The following is a 24,247-nucleotide window of genomic DNA, read 5'->3' as shown; positions in this document are numbered from 1 at the left end:
GATGATCGGATACGTCGTCGCCGTCTCGCTGAGCTGCCTGGTCGGCATCGCCGAGCTGGTCAGCCGGTACCGGGACCGCCCCACCACGCTGGTCCGGGTGCCGAGCACCTGGGCGTACGTGCTGATCAACGGGGGAGCGGGCGCGGGCTCGCTGCTGCTCCTGCACACCTTCGGCTGGCGGTTCGGCGTCCAGTCGCCGCACGTCGCCGACGCGACGCAGGTGCTCGTGGCGAGCCTCGGCTCGATGATGGTGTTCCGCAGCGCGGTGTTCACCGTGCGGGTCGGCGACGAGGACGTCGCGGTGGGGCCGAGCACGCTGCTGACCTCGCTGCTCGCCGCCGCCGACCGGGGCGTCGACCGGATGCAGGCCAAGACCCGCGCGCACGAGGCGGGCGAGATCATGCGGGGCGTCTCGTTCGCCAAGTCGCGGCTCGCGCTGCCGACGTACTGCCTCGGCCTGCTGCAGAACGTGTCCGCCGAGGACCAGGCCGACCTGCGCACGGCCGTGGACGCGCTCGCCGGCAGCGAGATGACCGACGGCCAGATGGCCCTCAACCTGGGGCTGCTGCTCATGAACGTCGCCGGTCCCGACGTGCTGCGCTCCGCGGTGGAGACGCTCCGCGACGAGATCACGGCGGACGGCGCGGCCCCGCGCCGCCTCCCGCCGCCGCGCGACGGCCAGGACCACGAGGGCGGCCGGGCCGGTGCCGGAGCACGGCCCGAACCGGTCCGCTCCAACCCCGACCAGTAGCGAACGCCACCGCCCCTCGGCCGGAAAGCACACACGGCCGCGCCGGGCGGCGCGGCCGTGCGGGGGTGGGCCTGTTCGGTCAGTGGGGCCCGTGCCCGTCAGTGGTAGGTGTGCTCCGGTGCCGGGTAGACGCCGCTGACGACCTCGTCGGCGTAGGCGCGGGCGGCCTCGCCGAGCAGGGTGTTCATGTCGGCGAACTTCTTGACGAACTTCGCGGTGTGCGGGGTGAGCCCGGCCATGTCCTGCCAGACGAGGACCTGGGCGTCGGTCTGGTTGCCGCCGCCGATGCCGATCGTCGGGATGGACAGGGACGCGGTGACGCGCGCTGCGAGGTCCTCGGGCACGCATTCGAGGACGACGGAGAACGCGCCCGCCGCCTCCAGCGCCTTGGCGTCGGCCATCAGCTCGTCGCCGTCCTGGCCGCGGCCCTGCACCCGGTAGCCGCCGAACACGTTCACCGACTGCGGGGTGAGGCCGAGGTGGCCCATCACCGGGATGCCGGCGGCGACCATCGCCTCGGCCTGCGGGATGATCCGGCGGCCGCCCTCCAGCTTGATCGCGTGGGCGCCGGTCTCCTTGAGGAACCGGGTGGCGGCCGTCAGCGCCTCGGTGACGCCCGTCTGGTAGGAGCCGAACGGCAGGTCGGCGACGACCATGGCGCGCTTGGAGCCGCGGACGACGGCCGCGGTGAGCGGGATCAGGTCGTCCACGGTGACGGGGATGGTCGAGTCGTAGCCGTAGACGACCATCGCGGCGGAGTCGCCGACGAGCAGCACGGGGATGCCGGCCTCGTCGAAGATCCGCGCGGTGAGCGCGTCGTAGGCCGTGAGCATCGGCCACTTCTCGTGCCGCTGCTTGGCCGCGGCGATGTCGCGTACGGTCACCCTGCGCCCGCTCGTACCGCCGTAGAGTGCGGTCGGCTGTGCCGGGGGTGCGACGGAAGAAGACATGCAGAACCTCCGCTGGTCTTGAGGCGCCACTGTGGCGTACCCAGACGAAACCGATGGTGCCACCTGACCAACGATTCGGGTACCCCTCCCCATTCCAGAATTTTCTCCGCCGGGCCGGGAACAGATTCCGAAACGATACCGTTGCGTATCGACATGGACCCCCAGACGATCCAGCGGCGCCGGTGGTACATCCTCGGCGTCCTGACCATGAGCCTGCTGGTGGTGGTGCTCGACAACACCATCCTCAACGTCGCGCTCAAGACCATCGCCGACCCGGACAAGGGCCTCGGCGCCACCCAGAGCCAGCTCGAATGGGCGATCAACTCCTACACGCTGGTCTTCGCCGGCCTGCTGTTCACCTTCGGCGTGATCGGCGACCGGATCGGCCGCAAGCGCGTGCTCGTCGGCGGCATGGCGGTGTTCGCCCTCGCCTCGCTCGCGTCGGCGTACGCGCAGTCGCCCGAGCAGCTCATCTACGCCCGCGCCCTGATGGGCCTCGGCGGCGCCGCGGTCATGCCGCAGACACTGTCGATCATCACCAACGTCTTCGAGCCGCACGAGCGCGCCCGCGCCATCGGCATCTGGGCCGGCGCGGTCGGCCTCGGCGTCGCCATCGGCCCGCTCACCGGCGGCCTGCTGCTCGCCCACTTCTGGTGGGGCTCGGTCTTCCTCATCAACGTGCCGGTCATCGCGGCCGGCGTCACCCTGATGGCGTTCCTGGTCCCCGAGTCGCGCAACCCCGCCCCCGGCCGGCTCGACCCGGTCGGCGTGGTCCTGTCGGTCATCGGGCTGGTCGTCCTGTCGTACGGGATCATCCAGGGCGGCGAGAAGGGCGAGTGGCTGGAGCTCCCCGTGCTCGGCCCGATCCTCGCCGGCGCCGCCGTCCTCGCCCTGTTCGTGTGGCACGAGGCCCGCACCGCGTCCCCGGCCTTCGACGTCCGGCTGTTCAAGGACGCCCGCATGTCGGCCGCCGTCGCGTCGATCGCGCTGTGCTTCTTCGCCGCCACCGGCGTGTTCTTCTTCGCCAACTTCTACATGCAGTCGGTGCGCGGCCTGACGCCGCTGCAGTCCGGCGCCATGGTGCTTCCGTTCGCGGTCGCGCAACTCGCCTTCGCCCCGCGCAGCGCCGCCATGGTGCGCCGCTTCGGAGCCAAGGCGGTCTGCACGGTCGGGCTGCTGCTGGTCACCGTCGCGCTGGCGAGCTACCAGTTCGTCGGCGTCCACACCTCCCTGTGGATCCTCGGCGCGATCTTCTTCGTGCAGGGCGTGGGGATGGCCAACGTGATGCCGCCCGCCACCGAGTCGGTCATGTCGGCGCTGCCCCGCGAGAAGGCCGGCGCCGGATCGGCCATCAACAACACCGCCCGCCAGGTCGCGGTCGCGATGGGCGTGGCCGTGCTCGGCTCCGTCGTCGCCTCCGTCTACCGCGGCGACCTGCGCGACGAGCTCGCCGCGCTGCCCGCGGGCGCGCGGCAGGCCGCCGCCGAGTCGATCGAGGGCGCGCACGCCGTCGCCGCCCAGATGGGACCCGCCGGGCAGGGCCTCGTCGGCCCCGCCGACGCCGCCTTCGTGCACGCCATGCACGCCGCGTCCGTCGCCGCCGCCGTGATCTCCTTCGTCGGCGCCCTGGTCGTCCTGAAGTGGATGCCGGGCCGCGTCGCGGCGCCGCCCGAGCGGGCGGCCGCCGAACGGCGGCCGGAGAAGCCGGAGAAGGCCGCCGTGTGACGGCCGGTGTGGCAGGGTGAGGGGATCATGACCGGGACCGAGCGGCGGCACGCGGGGCGGCCTCGCAGCGAGCGCGCCGGCAAGGCCATCGTCGAGGCCACTCTGGACCTGCTGGCCGAGGAGTCCGGGGTGGCGGGCGTCTCCATCGAGGCGGTCGCCGCCCGCGCCGGCGTCGGCAAGACGACGATCTACCGGCGCTGGCCCAGCAAGGAGGCGCTGATCGTGCACGCGCTCGGCGCGGTGAAGGAGCCGCTGCCCGAGCCGTCCGGCGCCTCCGCCCGCGAGGACCTCACCGCGATCGCGCGGCGGTTCGAGGGCGACCGGCACCGCCGGTACTCGCGGTGCTTCTGGAACGTCGTCGGCGGCGCGGAGAAGTACCCCGAGCTGTACGCCCGCTACCGGCAGGAGGTCATCGAGCCGCGGCGCGACGTCATCCGCAAGGTGATCCGGCGCGGGGTCGACTCCGGGGAGCTGCGCCCCGACCTCGACGTGGAGGTCGCGATGTCGCTGCTGCTCGGCTCCCTGACCGCCAAGCGGCCGCAGGAGACGTTCCCCGAGGGGTACGCCGACGCGGTCGTCGACACCCTCCTGCGGGGCATCGAGAACGCCCCGCAGAGCCGTCCGGAAGCGGACGAGGGGCGGTTTTCGGCGCGGTAAGCGCGATCTTCTCCCCTTACCGCGTGGTCATGCCCCATACTGTCGCTGGGTAGTGCTGAGACGACCGGCTGTCTGGAGCGCGTCAGGTGAGATCCGTCATGGCGCCGCGAGGCGAAGCGCCAGCCACCGATTCGGCGTCCCGGACCCTTGTCCTGGGCATCGACGGTGCACGGCACATCGTGCAGTGCGGCCCCAACGCCAAGGCCGTCCTCGGCCGTGCCCCCGAGGAGCTGATCGGCCGGCCCGCCACCGACCTGGTCGGCGACGAGGCGAAGGCCGAGCTGGAGACGCTCCTGGAGGTCAACGGCGCGGGGCAGGAGCGCAACGGCGTGATGGGCGTGCTGCGCGGCGACGGCGGCGCCCCCGCCGACGCCCTGCTCACCGTGCAGCCGATGCTCGGCGGCGGCGCGGGCGCGGCGCCCGCGGCGCTGCTGTTCATCCGGGTCGAGCTGCCGCCGAGCGAGCGCTACCAGGACCCGGCCCTCATGCGGCGCGCCCTGATGGACGACCCGCTCACCCGGTTCGGCGCGACGCTCGACCTCGACCAGTCCGCCCGCGGCCTCGTCGACGTCGTCGTCCCGCACTTCTGCAACGTCGCCTCGGTGCTGGTGCTGGAGAGCCTGGTCGCCGCCGACGAGGTGCACGCCGAGTCCGGCTCGGCGGTGCTGCGCCGCATCGCGGTCACCTCCGACGACGGCAACCCGGCCTGGACGTCCACGTTCCCCGTCGGCGAGGTGCTCGTCTTCCCGGAGGGCACCCCGTACCGGCAGGTGATGGAGACCGCCCGGCCCGTCCACCTGCCGCACATCGAGGTGGACCGCGCGAGCGAGATCGGCCGGCTGTGGCGGCGCGGCCCGGCCGGCGAGCTGCTGTCCAACGTGTCGATGGTGCTGCTGCCGATGATCGCCCGTGACACGCTGCTCGGCTTCATCGCCTGCACCCGCATCCCCGGGTTCCGCAAGTTCGACGCCTACGACGTCGAGATCGGCATGGAGTTCGCCGCCCGCGCCGCCATCGTCATCGACAACGCCCGGCTCTACAGCCGCGAGCGGGCCACCGCGCTCGCGCTGCAGCGCAGCCTGCTGCCGATGCGGCTGTCCGCGCCGTCCTCGGTCGAGGTCCGGCACCGCTACCTGCCGGGCAGCAAGCTCGTCGAGGTCGGCGGCGACTGGTACGAGTCGATCGCGCTGCCCGGCGCCCGCGTCGCCCTGATCGTCGGGGACGTCGCCGGGCACGGGGTCCGCGCCGCCGTCACCATGGGGCGGCTGCGCACCGCCCTGCACACGCTCGCGAACCTGGAGCTGCCGCCCGCCGACGCCCTGCACGTCATGCACGAGCTGATGATCGAGCTCGGCGAGCAGGAGCCGCACTTCGCCACCTGCGTCTACGCGGTGTACGACGCGACCAGCGGCACCATCGAGATCGCCTCCGCCGGGCACCTGCCGCCGCTGCTGGCGAGCCCGGCCGGCGACAACGAGTACCTGCAGGTCCCGCCCGCCCCGCCGCTCGGCGTCTCGGGCGGCTCGGCCATCGAGAGCCGCGAGTTCGCCGTCGAGGACGGCAGCCTCTTCGTGATCTACACCGACGGCCTGGTCGAGAACCGGGGCCGCGACATCGACGACGGCCTCGCCCGCCTCCAGAAGATCTTCGGGCGCGACTCGGTCGACCGCTCCATGGAGGACCTCGCCAAGACCACCCTCGCGGGCGTCTACGCCGACCAGCACCGCGACGACATCGCCGTCCTGATCGCCCGGCTGCGCCGTCTCCCCCAGGACCGCTACTCCTCCTGGACGCTGCCCGCCGACCCGGCCGCCGTCCGCCGCGCCCGCGGCCTCGTCAGCACACGCCTGGCGGAATGGGGTCTGGAGGACCTCGACTACACCACCGAGCTGCTGGCGTCCGAGCTCATCACCAACGCGCTCCGCTACGCCCACGGCCCGATCGAGCTGCGGCTCCTCCTGGAGCGCACCCTCGTCCTGGAGGTCCTGGACCGCTCCGCCGCCCTGCCGCGCCTGCGCCGCGCCGAGGACGACGACGAGAACGGCCGCGGCCTCCTGGTCGTCAGCCAGCTCGCACACCGCTGGGGCAGCCGCCGCACCGCCGCGGGCAAGGTCGTCTGGTGCGAGCAGATCGTCCCCGGCGTCGACCCCGATGCCTCGGAGCAGGTCAACGCCTGGCCCGAAGAGGCCTGGCCCGGCGAACTCCACCACCGCGAATAGCTGTGTCTTCCCAGGGGGGCGACCCCCTGGAACCCCCGTTGCGACGCAGGCGATCCTCACGCCGCCGTTGCGGTTCGTTGCGCCTGTGACGGCTTGTGTGGCGTCGCTGCGGTCGCCTGCGTCGGCGGGCATGCGCGTTGCGCTCGCTGCACTCGCTCCACGCGCCTGCCCGCGGCCCCGGTTGAGCTCCAAGCCCAAGAGGGTGCGAATCGTTCACGTCCAACGCTCTTGGACGTGCCACGGCTGTGCCGCTCTTGGAGTGGGCCTGAATCGGGGGCCTTAGCCGGGGCGCGGGTCGGGCGGCCGGAAGGCGCTCTGGGCGCCTGGAGGTCGCCCGGCCCGTCGAGCCGGGCGACCGCAGCGACACGACGCGAACCCGCACGGGCACGAGGACCTCAGCCGTGGCGTGAGGATCGCCCGGCTCGTGACGGGGGTTCCAGGGGGTCGCCCCCCAGGGAAGACACAGCGACCGCAGCGACGCCGCGCAAGCCGTCACAGGCACAGCAAACCGCAACGGTGTCGTGAGGATCGCCTGCGTCGCAACGGGGGGTTCCAGGGGGGTCGCTACCCCTGGGCTAGCTCCCGCCAGCGGTTGGTGATGGGGAGGCGGCGGTCGCGGCCGAAGTTCTTGGGCGTGATCTTGGGGCCGGGCGGGTACTGGCGGCGCTTGTACTCGGCGATGTCGACGAGGCGGATGGCGCGTTCGACCAGGGCGGGGTCGTGGCCGGCCTCGACGAGGGCGTCGCGGCCCATGTCGCGCTCGACGTAGTCGGTGAGGATCGGGTCCAGGAGGGCGTAGTCGGGGAGGCTGTCGCGGTCGCGCTGGCCGGGGCGCAGCTCGGCGGACGGCTCCTTGACGATGATGGCCTCGGGGATGGGCTCCTGCGCGAAGGGGTGCAGGAGCGGCGAGTCCTTGCCCGCCTGGGCGTTGCGCCAGCGGGCGAGGTCCCAGACGGTGAGCTTGAAGACGTCCTTGATGGGGCCGAAGCCGCCCGCGGAGTCGCCGTAGAGGGTGGAGTAGCCGGTCGCGAGCTCGCTCTTGTTGCCGCCGGTGAGGACGAGGTGGCCGTCCTCGTTGGACAGGGCCATCCACACGTTGGCGCGGATGCGGGCCTGGAGGTTCTCGGCGGCGAGGCCGTGCAGGTCGAGTTGCTCCTCGAACGCCTCGACCATGCCGGCGATGGGGACGGTGCGCGCGTTGACGCCCTGCCGCTTGACGAGATCCTCGGCGTCCACGACGGAGCCTTCAGAGGAGTAGCGGCTCGGGAGCAGGACGGCGTACACGTTCTCCGGGCCGATGGCGTCGGAGGCGATCGTGGCGACGAGCGCCGAGTCGATGCCGCCGGACAGGCCGAGCACGACGGAGCGGAAGCCGTTCTTGCGGACGTAGTCGCGGGTGCCGAGGACGAGCGCCGCGTACACCTCGGCGAGGTCCTCCAGGGGCGGCGCGACCGTCCGCGGCTCGGCGGGGTAGGCGGGCAGCGGGTAGGCGGACAGGACGTGCCGGTCAATGGTGATCGTGGTGCCGTCCTGGGCGTCGACGCGGACGGGGCCCTCCGCGGCGGCCGGGCCGGCGGCCGGCAGGTCCAGGTCGGTGACGAGGAGGTGCTCGACGAACTGGGGGGCGCGGGACAGCGGCGAGCCGTCCGGGCCGACGATGACCGAGTCGCCGTCGAAGACGAGCTCGTCCTGGCCGCCGACCATGTTGACGTAGGCGAGCGCGCAGCCGGCCTCGCGGGCACGGCTCGCGCACAGTTCGAGCCGGGCGTCGTCCTTGTTGCGCTCGTAGGGGGAGGCGTTGATCACCAGCAGCAGGCCCGCGCCGGAGGCGCTCGTGACGCTGACCGGGCCGCCGTCCTGCCAGAGGTCCTCACAGATGGCGGTGGCGACGTCCACGCCGTGCAGCCGGACGACCGGCAGCCGGTCGCCGCGCGCGAAGATCCGGTACTCGTCGAACACGCCGTAGTTGGGCAGGTGGTGCTTGGCGGAGCGGACGAGCACCTCGCCGCCGTGCAGCCATGCGGCGGCGTTCAGCGGCAGGCCGCCGGGCCGGCCGGAGCGGGCCCCGCCGGCCGGGGGGCGGTCGAGGTGGCCGGTGACCACGGGCAGGTCGCCGAGCCCCTCGTCGGCGAGCCGGCGGGCGAGCCGCTGGAGGGCGTCGCGGGAGGCTTCCACGAAGGACGCGCGCAGCGCGAGGTCCTCCACGGGGTAGCCGGTCAGCATCATCTCCGGGAATGCGACGAGGTGCGCGCCCGCCTCGGCGGCGCGGCGCGTCCACGTCACGATCTGGTCGGCGTTGCCGTCGAGGTCTCCGACGGTCGAGTTCACCTGCGCGAGCGCGAGCCTGAGTTGTGCCACGGTCCAAGGGTAGAACGCCGGACCCGGTTTCGTCACTTTGACGAGAAGTCGGCGGCGAGCGCGGCGGCGCGGCGGCGCCGGATCGCGGGGCCGAGCGCGAGCTGCGCCGCGGCGGCGGCCAGGGCGAGACCTCCGCAGGTCAGCCACAGTGCTGGCGCACCTCCGGCGCCGAGCAACTGGGTGCCGCCGAGCGGCGCCAGCAGGAAGCCGCCCGACCACGCCATCCCGTAGAGGCCGCCGTAGCGGCCGCGCAGGCCGGCGGGCGCGAGGTCGGCGACGACGGCCTGCAGGACGGACGCGGCGATGATCTCCCCGAGCGTCCACACGAGGATCGTCGCCGTGTAGGCGGCCAGCGAGGAGGCGAGCGAGGTGAGCCCGTAGCCGACGCCGACGAGCGCGAAGCCCGCCACCAGCACCAGGCTGTGGTCGCGCCGCGCCAGCCACGCGTTCACCAGCGGCTGGACGATGATGATCAGCGCGCCGTTCGCGGCGATCGCCAGGCCGTAGGACCGCGGGCCGAGCCCGTCCTGCTTCATGGCGAGCGGCATGGTCGTCATGCCCTGCATGAGCACGAACGTGTAGATGAGGGTGACCAGCACGTAGCCGACCATGACCCGGTCGCGCAGCACGCGGCCGAACCCGCCCGTCCGCTCGGCGCGGGCGTCGCGGGTGCGCGTCTCCGGGATGGCCCGCCACACGAGCAGGCCGAACGCCGCGCAGGTGAGGGCGTCGATCCAGAACAGCCACAGGAAGCCCTGCTGCGCGAGCGTCCCGCCGAGCACCATGGCGACGGCCCAGCCGAGGTTGATCGCCCAGAACAGCAGCCCGAACGCGCGCGGGCGCTCGGCCGGGGAGATGATGTCTGCCACCATCGCCTGCGCGGCGGGCCGGTACATGTCCAGGAGCAGGCCGAGCACCAGCGCGGCCGCGAGGATCGCGGGGAGCCCCTGGGCGTAGCCGAGCGCGAGCATGGCCGCGCCGGTGCCGACGGTCGCCAGCGTCAGCGTCGCGCGGCGGCCGAGGCGGTCGGCGAGCAGGCCGCCCGCGAGTTGCCCGGCCAGCGAGCCCGCGCCCAGCACGGCCATCGTCACGCCGGCCTGGGCCAGCGACAGGCCGCGCATGGACGTCAGGTAGAGGCCGAGGAACGGCTCGACCATGGTCCCGAGGCGGTTGAGCAGGGTGCCCGCCCACAGCACCCAGAAGGGCCGGGGGAAACCGCCGACCCGGGGCCGGAGGAACGCCGCGAACCTGCCGGGAGAGGGACCGACAGGAGTCTCTTCCAGTGTCGTCACTTTCACGATGGTGGGGGCGGCGCGTGCTCCGAGACATTCATTTAGCCTGGGCTAAATGATCGAGTTCGTGCTCGCCCCGGACGACGTGGCGCGGGTCCGGTTCGCGTTCTCGCCGCTGTGGGAGATGGTGCGCAGCCTGCGGGTGCTCGCCGACCCGTCCGGCCACGCGCTCCACCTGCCGTGGGTGCGCACGGTCCGCCCGCGGCTGCGCGGCCTCGGCTTCGAGACGCTGCTGGACGTCGTCCTGCCCGCCGGGTACATCCCGGACTTCCTCACCCCGCCGCCGCGCACGCCCCTGCCCGACCTCGGCGCGGAGCTCGCGACCGTCCGCGCCACCCCGCCCGAGGTCGTGGCCGCCGAGCTCACCTGGACCGCGCCCGGCAACCCGCCCCGGCCCGCCCGCCGCGCCATGGCCGCCGACCCCGAAGGCACCCTCGCGACGCTCGCCGACCTCCTCGAACGGTACTGGGAGGTGGCGGTGGAGCCGTTCTGGCCGCGCGTCCGCGACCTCCTGGAGGGGGAGGTCCTGCGCCGCAGCGCCGCGCTCGCCGCCGAGGGCGCCGCGGGCGTGTTCGGCGACCTGCACGAGGCGGTCTCATGGCGCGCCGGGACGCTCTCCGTCGACCGCCACTGGGACTTCCGCGGCGAGCTCGCCGGGCGCGGGATCCTGCTCGTCCCGAGCGCGTTCGTGTGGCCGCAGGTGTCGGTGATGGTGCCGCCCTACCAGCCGATGGTCAGCTACCCGCCGCGCGGCGCGGCGACGCTCTGGGAGACGGGGCGGCCGGACGAGCCGCGCGCCGGTGCTCTGGCCGCGCTGATGGGACGCCGCCGCGCCGAGCTGCTGACGGCGCTCGCCACGCCCGCGTCCACCACCGATCTGGCCCGGCGGCTGGGCGTGACCGCGGGGGCCGTCAGCCAGCATCTGGGCGTCCTGCGCGCCTGCGGCCTCGTCACCGGGCACCGCATGGGGCGCCGCGTCCTGTACGTCCGCACGCCGGCCGGGGACGCCCTGGCCGGCGCTCAGCGCAGCGAAGCGAGCGCGTCCAGGCGCGGCGGCGCGGGGGAGGCGCCCGGCCCGTAGCGGCCGGACTCGGCGAGCCAGTCCATGTGCGCGCGCGGCGTGTCCAGCAGGACCTTGACGACCTGCGCGGCGGCGGCGCGCTGCGCGACCGTCAGGTCCAGCCGGTCGAGCATCTCCGGCAGCCTGCGCGCCGCCGTCCACGCCTCCTCCAGCCGGTCGGCGATCCGGTCGGCGACCAGGTGGGCCGCCCGCGCCTCGTCCAGCCCGTGCGCCCTGGCGAGGACGGCGGGCAGGTCGTGCACGTCGCCGCGCGCGGCCTCCAGGTCGTGCGAGGCGAGGTCGTTGGCCCAGGCCAGCGCGTCGGCGACGCCGTCGGCGAGGGTCTTCCAGCGGGGCGTGCGCAGCAGCCCCGCCGGCAGTTCGACGCCGAGCACGGCCTCGATCAGGTCGAACAGGAACGGCCCGGACGCCCGGCGGCGCAGCGCCGGGTACTCCTGCTCGGTCGGGACGTGGCTGATCCGCCGGTTGACGGCCTCCTCGGCGCAGCCGTCGCGGTGCGCCTCCAGATGCAGCATGAACCGGCGGCGCCAGTCGCGGCTCATGTCCTTGGACGTGGCGTGCCACAGCTCCACCAGCGCCGCCTCCAGCGGGCGGGCGCCGGGCCGGGCGTGGCCGCGCCGCATCGCGCGCAGCAGGTCGTCGTACAGCGCGTGCACGGCGCTGCCGCTGTCGGCGAGCGGGGCGTGGTCCAGCGTGTCGTCCAGCGCGAGCGTCCAGGTGAGCCAGCGGGCGAACAGGTCGACGGCGGCCAGGTCGGCGGACGGCAGGACGCGGGCGGCGAGCCGCTCGCAGCGCGCCCGGCCGAGCGGGGAGGTGTCCGGATCCCCGAGCACCAGCCCGCGGCCGCGTGCCCAGGCCTCCACCTGCGCGCACAGCTGCCACGACTCCGGGTGCATGGCCGACGGTGTGGCCAGCGCGGTCACCCGGTCGGTCATCGAGAGAAGAAGTGAGATGTCCACGACGCGATCCACGCTAACGATCACCTTGCCGGACGACCATGATCGCCACGTCAATTTCCGGGAAACGGATATCCGGGGACGGTCACGGGCGAGTCAGCCGCCCGGCACTGCCCCCCGCCCGGGGGACGTGCGATAGTGCGGTGATCGGAAGCCAGCACGATCAGGAGGAAACGTGTCGAGACGGACGACGCTCCGGGCCTTCGGCGCGGGGCTCGCGGCCCTGGCGCTGACGGCGTCGGCGTGCGGTGGCGACAAGGGCGCGACGGTGCAGGGCGTGAAGCTCATCGAGAAGGGCGCGCTCACCTCGTGCACGCACCTGCCCTACCCGCCCTTCCAGTCGGAGGACAAGAAGTCGGGCAAGGTCGTGGGCTTCGACGTCGAGCTCATCGACCTCGTCGCCAAGCGGCTCGGCGTCACCCAGAAGATCGTCGACACCCCGTTCGAGACGATGAAGACGGGGTCGGCGCTGAACGCCGGCAAGTGCGACATCCAGATGGGCGGCATGACGATCAAGCCCGACCGGGTGAAGTTCATGGACGTCTCGGCCCCCTACTTCGACGCCACGCAGTCGCTGATGGCGAAGAAGGGCAGCGGGATCACCTCGCTCGACGACGTCAAGGGCAAGAAGCTCAAGCTCGGTTCGCAGGCGAGCACGACCGGCGAGGACTTCGTCAAGGGCAAGGGCTTCGACCCGCGCTCGTTCGACAACTCCAACGCCGAGCTGAACGGGCTGCGCACCGGCCAGGTGGACGTGATCGTGCAGGACGACCCGGTCGTCAAGGGCTGGCTGAAGGACCCGGCGAACGCCGGCTTCGAGATCGCCGCGAACCTGAACACCGGCGAGCAGTACGGGTTCTGGATGCGCAAGGGGCACAACCCCGAACTGGTGAAGATGACGAACCAGGTGATCGCGCAGGCGAGGACGGACGGCTCCTACAAGCGGATCTATGAGAAGTGGATCGGTCCAATGCCGGCCGCCGCCGGCGGCGGGTCGTGACGGCCGAGGGTGCGGCGGCGCCGGGCGGGCTGACCCGCCGGCGCCGCCGGCAGCTCTCCCTCGGCGGCCAGTACGGCATCTTCGTCGTCGTCGTGGTGCTGTTCCTCGCGCTCGCCGACTGGGGCACCCTGCGGCTCAACTTCGCCAACTGGGACGTCGCCAAGAGCCTCTTCCCCGAGATCATCACGGTCGGGCTGCGCAACACCGCCGTCTACACCGCGGTCGGGTTCGGGATCGGCCTCGGCGGCGGGCTGCTCGTCGCGCTGATGCGGCTGTCGTCGGTGCCCCCGTACCGGTGGTTCGCCACCTCCTACATCGAGATCTTCCGCGGCCTGCCGCTGCTGCTGATCTTCATCTTCGTGGGCGTCGGCGTGCCGCTGGCCTTCCCGGGCACCAACATCCCCGGCGGCGCCGCCGGGCAGGCGGGACTGGCCCTCGGCCTCGCCGCCACGGCCTACATGGCCGAGACGATCCGGGCCGGGATCGAGGCCGTCCCGAAGGGGCAGCTGGAGGCGGCGCGTTCGCTCGGCATGTCGCACACCCGCGCGATGCGCTCGATCGTCATCCCGCAGGCGTTCCGGATCATCATCCCGCCGCTGACCAACGAGCTGGTGCTGCTGTGCAAGGACTCCTCGCTGGTGCTGTTCCTCGGCATCACGCTCCAGCAGCGGGAGCTCACCAAGTTCGGCCGCGACCTCGCGGGCGAGCAGGGCAACACCACCCCGATCATCGTGGCGGGGATCTGCTATCTGCTCATCACGATCCCGCTGAGCCTGCTGGCCCGGCGGCTGGAGGCGCGGCAGCGCAGGGGGCGGCGATGACGAGCCTCGTCAAGGACGCCGATGGCCGGGCGGCCATCGAGATCAGCGGCCTGTACAAGTCGTTCGGCGCGAACGAGGTGCTGCGCGGCGTCGACTTCCATGTGGCGGCGGGCGAGGTCGTCTGCGTGATCGGCCCGTCCGGGTCGGGCAAGTCGACGCTGCTGCGCTGCGTCAACCTGCTGGAGGAGCCGTCCGCCGGGACGGTCCGGGTCGCCGGCGCCGACGTCACCGGCCCCGAGGTCGACATCGACGCCGTCCGCCGCAGGATCGGCATGGTCTTCCAGGCGTTCAACCTCTTCCCGCACCTCACCGCGCTCGGCAACGTCATGATCGCCCAGCGGAAGGTGCTGAGACGGGGCCGGGCGGAGGCCGAGCGCGTCGCCCGGGAGAACCTGGAGCGGGTCGGGCTGGCCGACAAGGTCGAGGCCTACCCCGCGCAGCTGTCGGGCGGCCAGCAGCAGCGCGTGGCCATCGCCCGCGCGCTCGCCATGGGCCCGGAGGTGATGCTGTTCGACGAGCCGACGTCCGCGCTGGACCCCGAGCTGGTCGGGGACGTCCTCGGCGTCATGCGCGGCCTCGCCGAGGCCGGGATGACGATGCTCGTCGTCACCCACGAGATGAGCTTCGCCCGGGAGGTGGCCGACCGGGTGGTGTTCATGGACGGCGGCGTGGTCGTGGAGGAGGGCCCGCCCGCCCAGGTGATCGGCGAGCCCGCGCACGAGCGGACCCGGGCCTTCCTTTCGCGCGTCCTCGACCCGGCGGCGGCGCGGATCGAGGACGGTTCGCGGTCGGATATGTTCCGATCACCGGCCCCGGACGCGTAACGTCGCGGTAACAGCGTCCGGGCATACTGCAGATACAGCCGGACCGGCTCCAGACGGCCGGCATGCCGGGCCCGCGTCGTCGACAACGCAGTCTCGCCGACAGGGCAGTACCGAGGGAGAGGGCATTGGACCGTCAGCAGGAGTTCGTGCTCCGCACGCTGGAGGAGCGCGACATCCGCTTCATCCGGCTGTGGTTCACCGACGTGCTCGGTTTCCTGAAGTCGGTGGCCGTCGCCCCCGCCGAACTGGAAGGCGCCTTCGGCGAGGGCATCGGCTTCGACGGCTCGGCCATCGAGGGCTTCGCCCGGGTCTACGAGGCCGACATGATCGCCAAACCGGACCCGTCCACCTTCCAGGTGCTGCCCTGGCGGTCGGAGTCCCCCGGCGTCGGCCGCATGTTCTGCGACATCCTCATGCCGGACGGGACGCCGAGCTTCGCCGACCCCCGCTACGTCCTCAAGCGCGCCCTGGCGCGGGCCGCCGACCTCGGGTTCACCTTCTACACCCACCCCGAGATCGAGTTCTTCCTCTTCAACGACAAGCCGGAGGACGGCCGCGAGCCCGAGCCGGCGGATGCGGGCGGCTACTTCGACCACACCCCGCACAGCGCCGCGCACGACTTCCGGCGCAACGCCATCACGATGCTGGAGGCGATGGGCATCTCGGTGGAGTACAGCCACCACGAGGGCGCCCCCGGCCAGCAGGAGATCGACCTGCGGTACGCCGACGCGCTCACCACCGCCGACAACATCATGACGTTCCGGCTGGTCATGAAGGAGGTCGCGCTGGAGCAGGGCGTGCACGCGTCCTTCATGCCGAAGCCGTTCACCGAGCACCCCGGCTCGGGCATGCACACCCACATGTCGCTGTTCGAGGGCGACCGCAACGCCTTCTACGAGCCGGGCGCGGAGTACAAGCTGTCCAAGGCGGGGCGGGCGTTCATCGCCGGGCTGCTGCGGCACTCCGCCGAGATCACCGCCGTGTGCAACCAGTGGGTCAACTCCTACAAGCGGCTGTGGGGGAACGTCGGCTCCGCGGCGGGGCTGGGCGGAGAGGCCCCGTCCTACATCTGCTGGGGGCACAACAACCGGTCGGCGCTGATCCGCGTCCCCATGTACAAGCCGCACAAGGGCCACTCGACCCGCATCGAGTTCCGGTCGCTGGACACGGCCGCGAACCCCTACCTGGCGTTCGCGGCGATCCTCGGCGCCGGGCTCAAGGGGATCGAGGAGGGCTACGAGCTGCCGCCGGGCGCCGAGGACGACGTCTGGGCCCTGACCGTGGCCGAGCGCCGCGCGCTCGGCATCGAGCCGCTGCCGCAGAACCTGGACGAGGCCATCCACGCGATGGAGCGCAGCGAGTTGATGGCCGACGTCCTCGGCGAGCACGTCTTCGACTTCTTCCTGCGCAACAAGCGCCAGGAGTGGGAGGACTACCGCCGCCAGGTGACCGAATTCGAACGGAAGCGGCTCCTGGCCGTCCTGTAACCGCAGGTCAGACCCTCCTTGCAGGTCCACTAGAGCGCCGGGGCCGATGGCTCGAAAGCCGTCGGCCCCGGGTGTCTCACCCGCCCTGGGCCGTCTGTGGGCCGTCCTGTGCCGAACTAGTGGTCTTGTAGAGGCTGTCCACGGCCTTCCGGGTGCGGCCCTCGCTGCTGGGCACCAAGTGCGTATACACCCGGAGGGTGAAGCCCGGGTCGCTGTGCCCCAGGTAGAGACTCAGCGCTTTGATGTTCTCGCCTGCGTCGAGGAGCACGGATGCGTAGAAGTGTCGGAGAGCGTGCATGCCATGCTCCCGCGCGGACTGGTGACGCTCTCCCGGTTTGGGGGCGGGAATGACTCCGGCCGCTACGAGACTGGGCTTCCACGTGTGAACGTTGAAATCGGTACGGCGAATGGCGCCCCCGTCTGCTCTGGTGAACACGAGCTTCTTTGTCACGGGCTGGCCGTCGGGGCGCTGCCAGGGGAGCGTGACCTCCATGGGCGGATACGACTCCATGTGCCGCTTCAGCGAAGCGGCGACGTGACCAGGGAGCGGCACGTCGCGCTCCTTGTCGCGCTTCGGGAGCCCGAAGACCAGGTGACCGTTCACGACCTTCACTTGGCACCCGACGTGCAGCCAACCGGAAGCGAAGTCGATCGCGTCCTCTGGTAGCCCGAAGATCTCGCCTTGCCGGAGGCCGCAGCCAGCTCCGAGATCGACCATCGCCTGGAAACGTTCGGGGAGCGCGGCCTGGACGGCGAAGACGCGTTCGGAAGCCCAAGGGACTATGCGGCCTTGACCTCGTGATGGTGCACGAACGGATCTGGCACGGCATGGGTTCTTAGGAAGGTGTCCGTCGTCCACCGCGGCGCCGAACACCGCAGAGACGCTGCTGAAGATGACTCGGCGGTACGAGGAAGCGGGGACGTCACTTTCCAATGCGCTCAGCCAGTCCCTGATGTGACCCGGTTGGAAGGAGCCCATTGGGCGTGATCCGAGGTACGGGATCGCGTGTCGTTGGATCTGTGTTCTGACAGAGGCTCGTGTTCCCATGTCGGTGGTCTGTGACGCGAGCCATTTCGTGGCGTACTGGTTGAAGGTCACTTTCCCTGCCGCTGGGTCGATGTACTGCCCGCGGGTCATGTCGGCCGCGAGCTGGTTCAGCCACGCCTCAGCGAGGCGCTTCTGTTTGTCCGGGAACGACTTGCTGCGCTCGGTTCCGTCTGGGGCGATGTAGCGGGCGCGGTAGCGCATCCCGGTGCCGTGGCGGTCGGTCTTGAGGCGCTTCTGTGTTCCGTCGGCGTTCGTCTCGGTCTTGTACCAGCGGTCCTGGATGTGGCCTGCCACGTGGCGTAGGTCCCTTCGTGGGGTGATTAAGCGGCGGTGTCAGCGGCCATGCGTTCGGTGGCCCATTGGCGTACGGCGGCGGGGTCGTAGCGGAGGTGTTTGCCGACGCGGAAGCCGGGCGGGCCGGTGCGCTTTTTGCGCCACTGGTAGACGGTTTCCAGAGGCACAGAGAACAGGGAAGCGATGTCCTCGGGTGTGAGGTAGCGGTCTGGGAGCCCGTTGCGGAGAGTAGAGAACGGCGGGTCGGCTATGGCCATGTTGGGATCCCCTTCGGTGAGGGAGGGCTGTCCTAGGCGCGGATTTCTGCGTCACTTGCGCCATCAGCGTCACTTGTGTCTCTGGCCTGCGGGTTGGTGTGTCGCAAGGACTTCGGGGTGCGTCACCTCGTAACACGGCCTGCGTCACCTGGTGACGCGGGTGACGCGGGTGACGCGGGATGACGTAGGTGGGGGCGTTCTGCGTCACCGCTGTAGCGGCAGGTCAGGGGCGGGTTCGTGTCCTTGAGTGACGCAGGTGACGCAGCGTCTCTTCTCTTAGGAAAAGAGAAGGGGGTTTGTTGTAGTAGGCGGGCGGTTCGAAGAAGAGCACCCCGCGCGTCTCTCCCGCAGCGGGGTGCTCTTCTTGCTTGTCCGACGGGCGGCGGTCAGAGGATCGACTCTTGCTGGGGTGGCGGCGGACCCGGGGGCCGGGTCATTTCGATGTAACGGCTCTCGCTGGTGCGGCCCCAGTCGATCAGTACGCCGCGCGCGGCAAGGGTCGGCTGAAGGCGTTTGAGGCGGTCGGAAAGGACTTTTCCGGTGGTAGGCCAACCTTTGGGCAGGGGGCGGTGGTCGTCGCTGGTGTACAAGCCGGTGAGGGTGTGGAGCCATTGCGTGGACGTCATCCGTGTCGGGTCGCCCGGAGTGAGATCGTCGGCGTATTTGAGGACGGTTTGGGCGAGGAGGTCTCCTTCGATGACGTCGTCGTTGAGGTCGTCCAGGCTGGTCCGGTAGGCGTTGAGGGCTCCGAGACCGGTGGCTGCGTCGAGTTGGGCGCACAGGTGCGCGAAGTCGGCCATGCGCAGGTCGGTGGGGATGTCCGCTTCGGCCGCGCGGACTTTGACGGTGAGGTCGAGCAGGGAGCCGAGGATGGCGGGCAGGGCCTCTTCGAAGTCGCGCCACAGCTCGGCCTCAGTGCGGCGGACGGCGGGGCGTTCTAGGCGGAGCGGTAGGAGGCGTTCGGCGAGGTCGGGCCGGATGACGCCCACGTCGATGCCGGTCAGCAGCAGCGGCCGGCGGTAGCGGGCGCGGACCACGTCGCCGTCGGTGTACAGGGCGCGTTTGATGGTCTCGGCGCCGGTGACGATGCAGCACATCAGGTCCGACAGGTCGGGGGCCAGGTGGGACAGGTTGTCCAGCGCGGTGACCCATCCGGCCGCAACGGCTGCGATCAGGTTCTCTTCGTCTTTGGGGGCGCGCCGCAGGTCGCCGCTCATGCCCTCGATGATCCGCACGAGCATGCGCCCGCCGGTGGACTTGCCGGCGCCTTGAGGGCCGGTGAGGAAGGGAGCCGGGACGGGCACCGAGGGGCCCAGGCAGCCGATGAGCCAGGCGACGGCCAGGCATTCGGTCTGGGCGTTGGCGAAGTTGCACAGCCGCAGCAGCAGATCGATTCCCTTGCCGTTGGTGTCGGCGGCGGGCAAGGGAAGTTCCCCTGTGAGCTGGGTGCGGCGCCAGCACACCTCACGCGGGTCGGGCGTGCGGACGTCCCACCCGGTGGGGTGGATACGAACCGACTGCCCGTCGGTGCGCCCCAGGTCCAGCCACGTGGCGTAGGTCCCTTCGTGGGGTGATTAAGCGGCGGTGTCAGCGGCCATGCGTTCGGTGGCCCATTGGCGTACGGCGGCGGGGTCGTAGCGGAGGTGTTTGCCGACGCGGAAGCCGGGCGGGCCGGTGCGCTTTTTGCGCCACTGGTAGACGGTTTCCAGAGGCACAGAGAACAGGGAAGCGATGTCCTCGGGTGTGAGGTAGCGGTCTGGGAGCCCGTTGCGGAGAGTAGAGAACGGCGGGTCGGCTATGGCCATGTTGGGATCCCCTTCGGTGAGGGAGGGCTGTCCTAGGCGCGGATTTCTGCGTCACTTGCGCCATCAGCGTCACTTGTGTCTCTGGCCTGCGGGTTGGTGTGTCGCAAGGACTTCGGGGTGCGTCACCTCGTAACACGGCCTGCGTCACCTGGTGACGCGGGTGACGCGGGTGACGCGGGATGACGTAGGTGGGGGCGTTCTGCGTCACCGCTGTAGCGGCAGGTCAGGGGCGGGTTCGTGTCCTTGAGTGACGCAGGTGACGCAGCGTCTCTTCTCTTAGGAAAAGAGAAGGGGGTTTGTTGTAGTAGGCGGGCGGTTCGAAGAAGAGCACCCCGCGCGTCTCTCCCGCAGCGGGGTGCTCTTCTTGCTTGTCCGACGGGCGGCGGTCAGAGGATCGACTCTTGCTGGGGTGGCGGCGGACCCGGGGGCCGGGTCATTTCGATGTAACGGCTCTCGCTGGTGCGGCCCCAGTCGATCAGTACGCCGCGCGCGGCAAGGGTCGGCTGAAGGCGTTTGAGGCGGTCGGAAAGGACTTTTCCGGTGGTAGGCCAACCTTTGGGCAGGGGGCGGTGGTCGTCGCTGGTGTACAAGCCGGTGAGGGTGTGGAGCCATTGCGTGGACGTCATCCGTGTCGGGTCGCCCGGAGTGAGATCGTCGGCGTATTTGAGGACGGTTTGGGCGAGGAGGTCTCCTTCGATGACGTCGTCGTTGAGGTCGTCCAGGCTGGTCCGGTAGGCGTTGAGGGCTCCGAGACCGGTGGCTGCGTCGAGTTGGGCGCACAGGTGCGCGAAGTCGGCCATGCGCAGGTCGGTGGGGATGTCCGCTTCGGCCGCGCGGACTTTGACGGTGAGGTCGAGCAGGGAGCCGAGGATGGCGGGCAGGGCCTCTTCGAAGTCGCGCCACAGCTCGGCCTCAGTGCGGCGGACGGCGGGGCGTTCTAGGCGGAGCGGTAGGAGGCGTTCGGCGAGGTCGGGCCGGATGACGCCCACGTCGATGCCGGTCAGCAGCAGCGGCCGGCGGTAGCGGGCGCGGACCACGTCGCCGTCGGTGTACAGGGCGCGTTTGATGGTCTCGGCGCCGGTGACGATGCAGCACATCAGGTCCGACAGGTCGGGGGCCAGGTGGGACAGGTTGTCCAGCGCGGTGACCCATCCGGCCGCAACGGCTGCGATCAGGTTCTCTTCGTCTTTGGGGGCGCGCCGCAGGTCGCCGCTCATGCCCTCGATGATCCGCACGAGCATGCGCCCGCCGGTGGACTTGCCGGCGCCTTGAGGGCCGGTGAGGAAGGGAGCCGGGACGGGCACCGAGGGGCCCAGGCAGCCGATGAGCCAGGCGACGGCCAGGCATTCGGTCTGGGCGTTGGCGAAGTTGCACAGCCGCAGCAGCAGATCGATTCCCTTGCCGTTGGTGTCGGCGGCGGGCAAGGGAAGTTCCCCTGTGAGCTGGGTGCGGCGCCAGCACACCTCACGCGGGTCGGGCGTGCGGACGTCCCACCCGGTGGGGTGGATACGAACCGACTGCCCGTCGGTGCGCCCCAGGTCCAGCCACGTGGCGTAGGTCCCTTCGTGGGGTGATTAAGCGGCGGTGTCAGCGGCCATGCGTTCGGTGGCCCATTGGCGTACGGCGGCGGGGTCGTAGCGGAGGTGTTTGCCGACGCGGAAGCCGGGCGGGCCGGTGCGCTTTTTGCGCCACTGGTAGACGGTTTCCAGAGGCACAGAGAACAGGGAAGCGATGTCCTCGGGTGTGAGGTAGCGGTCTGGGAGCCCGTTGCGGAGAGTAGAGAACGGCGGGTCGGCTATGGCCATGTTGGGATCCCCTTCGGTGAGGGAGGGCTGTCCTAGGCGCGGATTTCTGCGTCACTTGCGCCATCAGCGTCACTTGTGTCTCTGGCCTGCGGGTTGGTGTGTCGCAAGGACTTCGGGGTGCGTCACCTCGTAACACGGCCTGCGTCACCTGGTGACGCGGGTGACGCGGGTGACGCGGGATGACGTAGGTGGGGGCGTTCTGCGTCACCGCTGTAGCGGCAGGTCAGGGGCGGGTTCGTGTCCTTGAGTGACGCAGGTGACGCAGCGTCTCTTCTCTTAGGAAAAGAGAAGGGGGTTTGTTGTAGTAGGCGGGCGGTTCGAAGAAGAGCACCCCGCGCGTCTCTCCCGCAGCGGGGTGCTCTTCTTGCTTGTCCGACGGGCGGCGGTCAGAGGATCGACTCTTGCTGGGGTGGCGGCGGACCCGGGGGCCGGGTCATTTCGATGTAACGGCTCTCGCTGGTGCGGCCCCAGTCGATCAGTACGCCGCGCGCGGCAAGGGTCGGCTGAAGGCGTTTGAGGCGGTCGGAAAGGACTTTTCCGGTGGTAGGCCAACCTTTGGGCAGGGGGCGGTGGTCGTCGCTGGTGTACAAGCCGGTGAGGGTGTGGAGCCATTGCGTGGACGTCATCCGTGTCGGGTCGCCCGGAGTGAGATCGTCGGCGTATTTGAGGACGGTTTGGGCGAGGAGGTCTCCTTCGATGACGTCGTCGTTGAGGTCGTCCAGGCTGGTCCGGTAGGCGTTGAGGGCTCCGAGACCGGTGGCTGCGTCGAGTTGGGCGCACAGGTGCGCGAAGTCGGCCATGCGCAGGTCGGTGGGGATGTCCGCTTCGGCCGCGCGGACTTTGACGGTGAGGTCGAGCAGGGAGCCGAGGATGGCGGGCAGGGCCTCTTCGAAGTCGCGCCACAGCTCGGCCTCAGTGCGGCGGACGGCGGGGCGTTCTAGGCGGAGCGGTAGGAGGCGTTCGGCGAGGTCGGGCCGGATGACGCCCACGTCGATGCCGGTCAGCAGCAGCGGCCGGCGGTAGCGGGCGCGGACCACGTCGCCGTCGGTGTACAGGGCGCGTTTGATGGTCTCGGCGCCGGTGACGATGCAGCACATCAGGTCCGACAGGTCGGGGGCCAGGTGGGACAGGTTGTCCAGCGCGGTGACCCATCCGGCCGCAACGGCTGCGATCAGGTTCTCTTCGTCTTTGGGGGCGCGCCGCAGGTCGCCGCTCATGCCCTCGATGATCCGCACGAGCATGCGCCCGCCGGTGGACTTGCCGGCGCCTTGAGGGCCGGTGAGGAAGGGAGCCGGGACGGGCACCGAGGGGCCCAGGCAGCCGATGAGCCAGGCGACGGCCAGGCATTCGGTCTGGGCGTTGGCGAAGTTGCACAGCCGCAGCAGCAGATCGATTCCCTTGCCGTTGGTGTCGGCGGCGGGCAAGGGAAGTTCCCCTGTGAGCTGGGTGCGGCGCCAGCACACCTCACGCGGGTCGGGCGTGCGGACGTCCCACCCGGTGGGGTGGATACGAACCGACTGCCCGTCGGTGCGCCCCAGGTCCAGCCACGTGGCGCCGTCGAACCCCGGTGCGACGCGGATGTGAACAGGCTGGACGTCCTGGGTCACCGCGAGCGCTTCGATCAGGTCCAGCGCTTCTTTGAGGGCGGTTCCGCTGAACACGCCGTACCCGTCGTTGAACAGGCCCACCATGAGCTCTTGGCGGTGGCTGCCCGAGGTGCCCTGGGAGCGGATCGGCCGCGCGACGGGGTGGTTGTTGCGCTGGGCGAACACGGTTCCGTCTGCGGTGCGGAAGTACCGGAAGTGGGCTTGGGCGTAGTCGGTGATGACCTGGCGGCCCGGGGTCTTGTCGTCGTCGGCCATGGCTACAGTCCCAACCTTGCTCGGGCGTTGGTCCACGCGTCGGTGCAGTGCCGCGGCGATTCGCCCATGGCTTGTGCGGCGGTGAACAACCTGGTGATGTGCGCTTCGGTGAGGCAGCCGCACCGGCCGTGAGCCGACAGCACGGCCAGGAACGTGCGGTACACGGTGGTGTGGACCGCGCTTTGGGCGTCGGTGATGCGCTGCTCGGCCATGGCGATGCCGCGCTCCAGGTAGGCGGGCGTGCGGTGAGGGCACGGCCCGCCGGGGCCGGGTGCCGGCGCGGTGGCTGCGGGCCGGGCGGCCGGGATCGTCTGGGGTTTGGTGACGGCCAGCGCGCGGACGGCGGCGGGCAGCTCGGCCATGGCGCCGGTCCCGGGGCCGCGCCAGCGGGCGTAGGACATGAGCGACTTGATGTCGACGCCGAACCGGACCGCGTTCGCCGACTGGATGACGCCCCGGTAGATCCAGTGCTCGCCGCGCGTCGTCGGCACGGTGCGAGTGGCGGGCAGGGCCGCGCGGGCCCAAGCGACGGCGGCCGGGTTGTCGAGGTCGACCACGGTCAGCCCAGCCCCGCCGGGATGGTAGGCGACCGCTCCGGCCTGCCGCCACGCCGGAGCCCACGCAGACGAGGTCAAGACGTTCGGGTCGAGGGTGGCCGCGGCCCAGGCGTGGCAGGGTGCGGGGCACTGGCAGGGGCCCGGGACCTTCATGTTCGGACGCCCGCCGCACGCGCCTCCTGCGCACGCGCGACAGTTCCCAAACGGCACCTTGGCCGCCCGCAGAGGCAGCGGCGGCACGCCCGCCGCCGCCAGGTCCAGCGCGGTGCGTAGGTGACGGGCGCCGGAGATGGTTCCGGTGGTCATACTGCGGTCTCCTCCAGCAGCGTCGGCAGTGAAAACAGGTCGGTTTGGTGGCCGCGGACGGCCAGGCCGGTCAGGAGCCGGGCACGCCACCCGGTGGCGCAGGTAAGGCAGTTCGCGCAGTTGCGGTGCCCGCGGGTGTGGTCGTCGGCTATCGGTCGATAGCCGATCCGGTAAGGGTGAAATGTTCTGTCG

General features: G+C 71.0%; 21 protein-coding genes. 9 read left to right on the top strand and 12 right to left on the bottom strand.

Going from position 1 to position 24,247, the window contains the following annotated elements; all coding sequences use genetic code 11:
- The first annotated feature begins 1 nt into the window (after nt 1).
- Nucleotides 2–751, top strand: coding sequence for a hypothetical protein (locus BJY14_RS07885; protein WP_246395845.1), 750 nt, complete (start codon nt 2–4; stop codon nt 749–751).
- Between the two features lie 98 nt (nt 752–849).
- Here the strand turns inward: BJY14_RS07885 and panB are convergent, their stop codons facing one another.
- Nucleotides 850–1,701, bottom strand: a complete 852-nt coding sequence (gene panB, locus BJY14_RS07880; RefSeq protein ID WP_179843005.1) for a 3-methyl-2-oxobutanoate hydroxymethyltransferase — start codon at nt 1,699–1,701, stop codon at nt 850–852.
- A 153-nt stretch (nt 1,702–1,854) separates the two neighbouring features.
- Between panB and BJY14_RS07875 the strand changes: the two genes are divergently transcribed.
- The 3 genes from BJY14_RS07875 to BJY14_RS07865 all read left to right on the top strand — a co-directional run bounded on the left by BJY14_RS07875 (nt 1,855) and on the right by BJY14_RS07865 (nt 6,302).
- Nucleotides 1,855–3,426, top strand: a complete 1,572-nt coding sequence (locus BJY14_RS07875; RefSeq protein WP_179843004.1) for an MFS transporter — start codon at nt 1,855–1,857, stop codon at nt 3,424–3,426.
- A gap of 27 nt (nt 3,427–3,453) precedes the next feature.
- Nucleotides 3,454–4,083 carry a TetR/AcrR family transcriptional regulator gene (locus tag BJY14_RS07870; protein WP_179843003.1) on the top strand — a complete coding sequence of 210 codons (630 nt, stop codon included), beginning with the start codon at nt 3,454–3,456 and terminating at the stop codon, nt 4,081–4,083.
- 98 nt (nt 4,084–4,181) lie between these two features.
- On the top strand, nt 4,182–6,302 hold the full coding sequence (locus tag BJY14_RS07865) for a SpoIIE family protein phosphatase (RefSeq protein WP_179843002.1): 2,121 nt from the start codon (nt 4,182–4,184) through the stop codon (nt 6,300–6,302).
- 564 nt (nt 6,303–6,866) lie between these two features.
- Here the strand turns inward: BJY14_RS07865 and BJY14_RS07860 are convergent.
- On the bottom strand, nt 6,867–8,660 hold the full coding sequence (locus tag BJY14_RS07860) for an NAD+ synthase (RefSeq protein ID WP_179843001.1): 1,794 nt from the start codon (nt 8,658–8,660) through the stop codon (nt 6,867–6,869).
- 32 nt (nt 8,661–8,692) lie between these two features.
- Nucleotides 8,693–9,952: an MDR family MFS transporter gene (locus BJY14_RS07855; RefSeq protein ID WP_312879059.1), complete on the bottom strand. Its 1,260-nt coding sequence runs from the start codon at nt 9,950–9,952 to the stop codon at nt 8,693–8,695.
- Nucleotides 9,953–10,007: 55 nt separating this feature from the next.
- Here BJY14_RS07855 and BJY14_RS07850 point away from each other — a divergent pair, with 55 nt between their 5' ends.
- A complete protein-coding gene (locus BJY14_RS07850; protein WP_179843000.1) occupies nt 10,008–11,033 on the top strand; it encodes an ArsR/SmtB family transcription factor in 1,026 nt (341 codons plus the stop codon).
- Here BJY14_RS07850 and BJY14_RS07845 read toward each other — a convergent pair.
- Nucleotides 10,973–12,004 (bottom strand): terpene synthase family protein, encoded by a 1,032-nt coding sequence (locus BJY14_RS07845; protein ID WP_312879058.1) that lies wholly within the window; start codon nt 12,002–12,004, stop codon nt 10,973–10,975. The genes BJY14_RS07850 and BJY14_RS07845 overlap by 61 nt on opposite strands.
- A gap of 160 nt (nt 12,005–12,164) precedes the next feature.
- Between BJY14_RS07845 and BJY14_RS07840 the strand changes: the two genes are divergently transcribed.
- The 4 genes from BJY14_RS07840 to glnA2 all read left to right on the top strand — a co-directional run bounded on the left by BJY14_RS07840 (nt 12,165) and on the right by glnA2 (nt 16,121).
- A complete protein-coding gene (locus tag BJY14_RS07840) occupies nt 12,165–12,989 on the top strand; it encodes a substrate-binding periplasmic protein (RefSeq protein WP_179842999.1) in 825 nt (274 codons plus the stop codon).
- Complete coding sequence (locus tag BJY14_RS07835; protein ID WP_312879056.1) at nt 12,986–13,810, top strand: amino acid ABC transporter permease; 825 nt, start codon at nt 12,986–12,988, stop codon at nt 13,808–13,810. Before BJY14_RS07840 ends, BJY14_RS07835 begins: the two co-directional genes overlap by 4 nt.
- Nucleotides 13,807–14,634 carry an amino acid ABC transporter ATP-binding protein gene (locus tag BJY14_RS07830; RefSeq protein WP_179842997.1) on the top strand — a complete coding sequence of 276 codons (828 nt, stop codon included), beginning with the start codon at nt 13,807–13,809 and terminating at the stop codon, nt 14,632–14,634. The genes BJY14_RS07835 and BJY14_RS07830 overlap by 4 nt, the downstream gene beginning before the upstream one ends.
- 125 nt (nt 14,635–14,759) lie before the next feature.
- Nucleotides 14,760–16,121, top strand: a complete 1,362-nt coding sequence (gene glnA2 / locus BJY14_RS07825) for a gamma-glutamylpolyamine synthetase GlnA2 (protein WP_179842996.1) — start codon at nt 14,760–14,762, stop codon at nt 16,119–16,121.
- Nucleotides 16,122–16,197: 76 nt separating this feature from the next.
- Here glnA2 and BJY14_RS07820 read toward each other — a convergent pair whose 3' ends face one another.
- The 8 genes from BJY14_RS07820 to BJY14_RS07785 form a co-directional block, all read right to left on the bottom strand.
- Nucleotides 16,198–17,463 (bottom strand): tyrosine-type recombinase/integrase, encoded by a 1,266-nt coding sequence (locus BJY14_RS07820; RefSeq protein ID WP_179842995.1) that lies wholly within the window; start codon nt 17,461–17,463, stop codon nt 16,198–16,200.
- A 26-nt stretch (nt 17,464–17,489) separates the two neighbouring features.
- Entirely contained in the window at nt 17,490–17,720 is a 231-nt protein-coding gene (locus tag BJY14_RS07815) for a helix-turn-helix domain-containing protein (protein WP_179842994.1), read from the bottom strand.
- Between the two features lie 386 nt (nt 17,721–18,106).
- A complete protein-coding gene (locus BJY14_RS07810; protein ID WP_218905200.1) occupies nt 18,107–19,144 on the bottom strand; it encodes an AICE element replication initiation protein in 1,038 nt (345 codons plus the stop codon).
- A 150-nt stretch (nt 19,145–19,294) separates the two neighbouring features.
- Entirely contained in the window at nt 19,295–19,525 is a 231-nt protein-coding gene (locus tag BJY14_RS07805; RefSeq protein ID WP_179842994.1) for a helix-turn-helix domain-containing protein, read from the bottom strand.
- 386 nt (nt 19,526–19,911) lie between these two features.
- Complete coding sequence (locus BJY14_RS07800; RefSeq protein WP_218905200.1) at nt 19,912–20,949, bottom strand: AICE element replication initiation protein; 1,038 nt, start codon at nt 20,947–20,949, stop codon at nt 19,912–19,914.
- A gap of 150 nt (nt 20,950–21,099) precedes the next feature.
- Nucleotides 21,100–21,330, bottom strand: coding sequence for a helix-turn-helix domain-containing protein (locus BJY14_RS07795; protein ID WP_179842994.1), 231 nt, complete (start codon nt 21,328–21,330; stop codon nt 21,100–21,102).
- Nucleotides 21,331–21,716: 386 nt separating this feature from the next.
- Entirely contained in the window at nt 21,717–23,192 is a 1,476-nt protein-coding gene (locus tag BJY14_RS07790; protein ID WP_179842993.1) for an AICE element replication initiation protein, read from the bottom strand.
- Nucleotides 23,193–23,194: 2 nt separating this feature from the next.
- Complete coding sequence (locus tag BJY14_RS07785) at nt 23,195–24,055, bottom strand: bifunctional DNA primase/polymerase (RefSeq protein ID WP_179842992.1); 861 nt, start codon at nt 24,053–24,055, stop codon at nt 23,195–23,197.
- Nucleotides 24,056–24,247: the final 192 nt, after the last annotated feature.

This window comes from Actinomadura luteofluorescens (assembly GCF_013409365.1).
Lineage (GTDB): Bacteria > Actinomycetota > Actinomycetes > Streptosporangiales > Streptosporangiaceae > Spirillospora > Spirillospora luteofluorescens.
Note: the sequence above shows the minus strand (reverse complement) of the source record. Positions and strands in the feature narration are given on the sequence as shown.